5 protein-coding genes and 1 pseudogene are annotated in these 5099 nt (G+C 63.4%); 1 reads left to right on the top strand and 5 read right to left on the bottom strand.

Annotation, left to right across the window (positions count from 1 at the left end; translation table 11 throughout):
• Window positions 1-414 (top strand): anti-sigma factor (locus tag AC062T_RS06520; protein WP_476028478.1); only part of this gene is annotated, 414 nt, incomplete at its 5' end.
• A gap of 1 nt (window position 415) precedes the next feature.
• On the opposite strand, the gene pstB is transcribed toward AC062T_RS06520, so the two are convergent.
• The 5 genes and pseudogenes from pstB to AC062T_RS06495 all read right to left on the bottom strand — a co-directional run.
• Window positions 416-1195, bottom strand: a complete 780-nt coding sequence (gene pstB, locus AC062T_RS06515; protein ID WP_108514977.1) for a phosphate ABC transporter ATP-binding protein PstB — start codon at window positions 1193-1195, stop codon at window positions 416-418.
• Between the two features lie 16 nt (window positions 1196-1211).
• On the bottom strand, window positions 1212-2294 hold the full coding sequence (gene pstA, locus AC062T_RS06510; protein ID WP_476028476.1) for a phosphate ABC transporter permease PstA: 1083 nt from the start codon (window positions 2292-2294) through the stop codon (window positions 1212-1214).
• Window positions 2294-3241 (bottom strand): phosphate ABC transporter permease subunit PstC, encoded by a 948-nt coding sequence (gene pstC / locus AC062T_RS06505; RefSeq protein WP_476028474.1) that lies wholly within the window; start codon window positions 3239-3241, stop codon window positions 2294-2296. The genes pstA and pstC overlap by 1 nt, the downstream gene beginning before the upstream one ends.
• A 133-nt stretch (window positions 3242-3374) precedes the next feature.
• Entirely contained in the window at window positions 3375-4475 is a 1101-nt protein-coding gene (locus AC062T_RS06500; RefSeq protein ID WP_476028472.1) for a phosphate ABC transporter substrate-binding protein PstS, read from the bottom strand.
• Window positions 4476-4709: 234 nt separating this feature from the next.
• Window positions 4710-5099, bottom strand: a pseudogene (locus tag AC062T_RS06495) (phosphate ABC transporter substrate-binding protein PstS); the annotation flags it as partial.

Raw genomic sequence — 5099 nt, 5'->3', positions numbered from 1 at the left:
GTGGGCATCGGCATCGCCAGCAACAGCTTCTCGGTCGAGCAGGCCACTGCCCTCGCGGACCTGCAGGCTGCTCCCGATGCCCAGCAGGCGCAGACGGTGCTTGACGACGGCACGAGCGCGACCCTGATCTGGTCGCTTGAGCAGCGTAGGTCGGCCATCATGATCGATGATCTTGACGCCCTGCCCGAGGGGGAGACCTACCAGCTCTGGTACATCGGCGAAGACGGTGTGGTCGCCGACGGCACCTTCGAGGCAGCCTCAGAGGGAACGACGTGGCGGGTGCTTGACGGCCTCATGTCGGAGGGCGACGCGGTAGGCGTGACAATCGAACCGGAGGGTGGATCGCCCACGCCCTCGGGCGACCCCATCATCGTGCTCGGCAGCGCCTTGCGTTCTTGCAGGACGCGGCGTTAGATCATCCGAATTTGCCGGAGACGTAGTCTTCTGTCGCCTGCACGGACGGGTTGGAGAAGATCTTGTTGGTGTCGTCGTATTCGATGAGCTTGCCCGGTTTGCCGGTGCCCGCGATGTTGAAGAAGGCTGTGCGGTCGGAGACACGGGATGCCTGCTGCATGTTGTGCGTCACGATCACGATTGTGTAGTCGGTCTTGAGCTCCTCGATGAGGTCCTCGATAGCGAGTGTCGAGATGGGGTCGAGCGCGGAGCATGGCTCGTCCATGAGCAGAACGTCGGGAGCGACGGCGATCGCACGGGCGATGCAGAGTCGCTGCTGCTGGCCACCCGAGATGCCCGATCCTGGCTTGTCGAGGCGATCCTTGACCTCGTTCCACAGGTTGGCGCCGCGCAGGGATTTCTCGACAAGGTCGTCAGCATCCGACTTGGCGATGCGACGGTTGTTGAGCTTGACTCCCGCGAGCACGTTTTCGCGAATCGACATGGTGGGGAACGGGTTGGGGCGCTGAAACACCATTCCCACCTGTCGGCGAACGAGCACGGGGTCAACGTCGGGGCCGTAAAGGTTGCTGCCGTCGATGAGTACTTCGCCGTCGACGGATGCTCCGGGGATTACCTCGTGCATGCGATTGAGCGTGCGGAGGAAGGTGGACTTGCCACAGCCGGAGGGGCCGATAAAGGCGGTGACGCTGCGGGGTTCGATGTTGAGGGTGATGCCCTCGACGGCCTTGAACTTGCCGTAGTAGACGTCTAGGTCGCGTACTTCGATGCGTTTTGACACGTTGTTTCCTTAGCTCCTAGCGGCCCGTCTTGGGCGCGAAGTACTTGGCGATGAGCCGCGCGATGAGGTTGAGCAGCATGACGATGAGAATGAGGGTGAGGGCTCCTGCCCAGGCCCGGTCGATGTAGTGCTGTGGCACGCTGCCCTGGCTCACGTACTGGTTGTAAACCAGAACGGGGAGGCTCTGCATTCGGCCTTCGAAGAGGTTGTAGTTGAGGTTGTTGGTGAACCCGGCCGCCACGAGCAGCGGCGCCGTTTCGCCGATGACGCGGGCGATGGCGAGGGTGACACCGGTCATGATTCCCGCGATGGATGTCGGCAGAACCACCTTCATCACGGTGAGCCACTTAGGCACGCCGAGGGCGTAGGAGGCTTCACGCAGCTCATTGGGAACGAGCTTGAGCATGTCCTCACACGAACGAACCACGATGGGGATCATGAGCACGGAGAGGGCGATGGCCCCCGCGATTCCGAGCTTGATGCCGGGCCCAAAGAAGATCGCGAAGACCGAGTAGGCGAAAAGGCCTGCGACGATCGAGGGGATTCCGGTCATCACGTCGACGAAGAACGTGATGGAACGGGCGAGCGGTCCGCGGCCGTATTCGACGAGGTAGATTGCCGCGAGCAATCCGATGGGCACCGAGATGATCGCCGCGGTGAGGGTCATCAGCAGGGTGCCGACGACGGCGTGAACGATTCCGCCGCCTTCGCCCACGATGTTGCGCATCGAGTAGGTGAAGAACTCGATATCGAAGCGGGCTGCACCCTTGGTGATCACGGTGAACAGCAGCGAGATGAGCGGCAGCAGGGCGACGACGAATGCGCTGCCGACGAGGGCGGTGACGAGGCGATCTTTGGCCTTGCGACTGCCTTCGATCAGCAGGGACAGCACGTAGATCGTGATCATGTAGATGATCGCGCTCACGAGAACGACGCCAACGATGTTGAAGTCACCGCCGTCGGCTTGGCCGATGAGCCAAAAGCCAATCGCGACTACGACGATGACTCCGATGAGCACGTACCAGGGGGTGCGCTTGCCGAGCAAGCCCGTTGCGTAGGGGTTGGGCATGCTGGTGGTGGATGCCGTGGTCTGGCTCATCAGTTGGCTCCAGAGAATTCGCTGCGACGGTTGATGATCCAACGGGCGATCATGTTCACGACCAGCGTGATCGCAAAGAGGATGAGGCCAGTGGCGATGAGCAGGTTAATGTTCAGGCCAAATGCTTCGGGGAACCGCAGAGCGATATTTGCGGCGATTGTGCCGGGGTTCGACGGGGTGAGCAGCGCCCAGGTGATGCCTCCGGATGCGGAGAGCACCATGGCTACCGCCATCGTTTCGCCCAGGGCGCGGCCGAGGCCGAGCATGGAGGCAGACACGATGCCGGGGCGTCCGAACGGCAGTACGGCGGTGCGGATCATCTCCCAGCGCGTTGCCCCGAGCGCCAGCGCCGCTTCTTCGTGCAGTACCGGCGTCTGCAGGAACACCTCGCGGGTGAGGGCAGTGATGATCGGCAGCACCATGACGGCGAGCACGATGGCGGCGGTGAGGATGGTGCGCCCTGTGCCCGATGCTGGCGGCGCGAAGAAGGGAATCCAGCCCAGGTTCTCGGTGAGCCAGGTGTAGAGGGGCTGCACGGCCGGGGCGAGCACGTTGGCTCCCCAGAGGCCGAAGACCACGGAGGGCACTGCGGCGAGGAGGTCAATGATGTAGCCGAGCCCTGAGGCGAGCCTGCGGGGCGCGTAGTGCGAGATGAAGAGTGCGATGCCGATGGAGACGGGCACTGCCATGAGCAGCGCCAGGGCGGATGCCCAGAGCGTGCCAAAGACGAGGGGCCAGACATAGGCCCAAAAGTTCTGCCCGCCGAGAATATCGATCTCGTTGGGGTCTGCCGTTATCGCCGGTGTCGCCTCGATGAAGAGGAACGCGGCAACCGCGGCGAGGATCGCCAGAATAAGGGTGCCAGCGGTGAGGGCTGTGCTGGAGAAAATGCGATCCCCGAGGCGTTGCTTTGCCTGGATGCGCTGTGCCGTAGCCGGCCGTGTCATCGCTTCGTATTCCCCTGTGGTTGTGTGGTGGCTTGGTGCTGAAGAGAGGTTGCGAACGCGGTCACAACCCCAAGTCTGCCCGGTGCCTGGACCTCGCACAACACGAGGGGGCACCGGGCAGACTCTAGTTGAATTAGCTGATGGCGTTGACCGCGGCCTGCGCCTTCTCGAACAGGCTCGCCGAGATAGGCGCGATGCCCGCGGACTCGGCCGCAACCTTCTGGCCTTCATCGCTGATCACGTAGTTGAAGTACGCCTTGGTGAGTTCACCGGCGGCAGCATCCTCATATTCTGAGCAGGCGATCAGGTAGCTGACGAGAACGATCGGGTAGACACCCTCAGCGTCGCTCGTGCGGTCGAGTTCGATGGCGAGGTCGGTTGCTGCGCGACCCTCGACGAGTGGTGACGCGTCGACGATTGCCGCTGCGGCTTCGGACGAGTAGTTCACGTAATCGGAGCCGACCTTGACTGCGACAGTGCCGAGGTCTCCTGCGCGCGAGGCGTCGGCGTACCCAATGGTGTTGGTTCCGCCGGTGACAGCGTCAACGACCCCCGAGGTGCCCTGTGCGGCTTCGCCTCCCGGGTAGGCCCAGTCGCCGCTGACTTCGGCGTCCCACACGTCGGGCGCTGCCGCCGAGAGGTACTCGACAAAGTTCTCAGTGGTGCCCGACTCGTCGGAGCGGTGCACCGCGTTGATGGTGGCAGCGGGGAGCTTGGCGTCGGGGTTCTGGGCGACGATCGCCTTGTCGTTCCACTGGGTGATGTCGCCCTTGAAGATCGCCGCGATGGTCGCGGCGTCGAGGTTGAGCGCGTCGACACCCTCAACGTTGAAGATGATGGCGATGGGGGAGATGTAGGCGGGGATCTCAACAATGTCGCTGCCGGGAACGCAGCCGGCGAAGTTGTCCGCGGCCAGCTCTTCGTCCTTGAACGCGCGGTCAGAGCCGGTGAAGGAGTTGGCGCCAGCGATGAAGTTGTCGCGGCCGGTGCCCGATCCGGTGGGGTCGTACTCGACGGTCACGCCGGAGTTGGCGGTCTGGAACGCGGCAACCCAGGCTTCCTGCGCGGTGGCCTGCGACGAAGCGCCGCCGCCGACGAGCGTGCCAGAAAGGCTGCTCTCGGAGGGCTCAGAGGAGGAGGCCTCGTTTGCTGCGCACGAAGACAGGACGACACTTCCAGCGATGGCGATTGCGGCAATGCCGCCCCAGCGCTTGGCGTTACGCGTGATGTTCACGGTTTTCCTTTCAGGAAAGTGATGTTCGTGGGGCCTGGTGCGGGCCCCTCGCGTCAGACGCTACGAACACCGGTTAACGAGACTCCCCCCTGTGGGTAAACGGAAGGTGAACGACCTGCGAACGCGGGGCATCCTGAATTGCTTCGGATGCTGGCTGGCGCGACAAATACGGCCAAGCGAGCCCTGCTGTGAATTGGCTCAGCGCGCGAACGTCACAAAGGGAAGCCGTGCGATTTAGCCGATGAGCGCGGCTGCCGCCGCGGCGCGCTTGTGAAGTTCGGCAGAAATCGGGGCAGACCCCGCCGATTCTGCGGCCCGCTGCTGGCCAGCATCACTCACGATGTACTCGAAGTACCCGCGCACAAGGGTTCCCTCGAGGTCGTTGATGTAGTCCTGGCAGCCGACCACGTAGCTGATGAGAACGATGGGGTAGACACCGGCCGCCGTCGTTGTGCGGTCGATTTCAATCGCTAGGTCGCCCTCGGTGCGACCGGGAGCAATGGGGGATGCATCGACGATCGCGGCGGCAGCCTCGGCGGAGTACGGCACGAACTCGTCTCCCACCTGCACCGAGACGAGGCCGAGGTCGGAGGCGGGTGAGGCATCGATGTAGGCGATCGTGCC

The sequence above is a fragment of the Homoserinimonas sp. genome (assembly GCF_056262345.1).
Note: the sequence above shows the minus strand (reverse complement) of the source record. Positions and strands in the feature narration are given on the sequence as shown.

Bases quoted from the DNA above. Each gene is read 5' to 3' on its own strand.
- pstA (WP_476028476.1), bottom strand. From the start codon at position 2,294: ATGAGCCAGACCACGGCATCCACCACCAGCATGCCCAACCCCTACGCA.
- pstC (WP_476028474.1), bottom strand. From the start codon at position 3,241: ATGACACGGCCGGCTACGGCACAGCGCATCCAGGCAAAGCAACGCCTC.